The organism is Sutterella sp. KLE1602 (assembly GCF_001578585.1).
GTDB lineage: Bacteria > Pseudomonadota > Gammaproteobacteria > Burkholderiales > Burkholderiaceae_F > Sutterella > Sutterella wadsworthensis_A.
In genome coordinates this window covers 1-582 of sequence record NZ_KQ968528.1, presented here as the reverse complement: position 1 = coordinate 582, position 582 = coordinate 1, and the positions used below count along the sequence as shown (strand labels likewise).

1 protein-coding gene is annotated in these 582 nt (G+C 50.0%); it reads left to right on the top strand.

Annotated features, from left to right (window positions below):
- Positions 1-582: transposase (locus tag HMPREF3036_RS05730; RefSeq protein ID WP_255358801.1), on the top strand; the 582-nt coding region annotated here is incomplete at its 3' end.

The following is a 582-nucleotide window of genomic DNA, read 5'->3' as shown; positions in this document are numbered from 1 at the left end:
ATAAGAGCTGTTGCCATGGATCAAAACTCTGCCTTCGACCTTGAGGTGAAAGAGAACTGTCCCAACGGCGTGGTTGTCTACGACTTGTTCCATGTCCTGTCCAACTTCGGCAGGAAGGTGATCGACAGAGTCAGGGTGGACGCGGCCAATTCCCTCAGGCATGCGCCTTGGTTAAGAAAAGTCGTGAAGAGCTCCCGGTACCTCTTGTACAAGCGCCCTGAAAATCTCTCGGAGAAGGAGCATACAAAACTGGCGGAGCTTTCGAAACTTAATACGCCGTTGCTCAAATGCTATCTCATGGGAGACAAGCTTCGACATCTCTGGAGTTTGGGAACACGCGGACAAGCAATTGCTTTGGTTATGGACTGGATTCACCGAGCCACTCACAGCAGGATCAAGCCCTTGGTAGATTTCGGCAAGAACCTCAGGGGCTATGTGCAGGGCATCATTGCAGCCGCGGACTTTAAGATCAACACCTCTGTGCTTGAAGGTGTCAACAATAAAATCAAGCAAATTAAGCGACGAGCTTATGGCTTCCGAGACGATCAGTACTTTTTCTTAAAAGTCAAGGCCGCGTTCCAC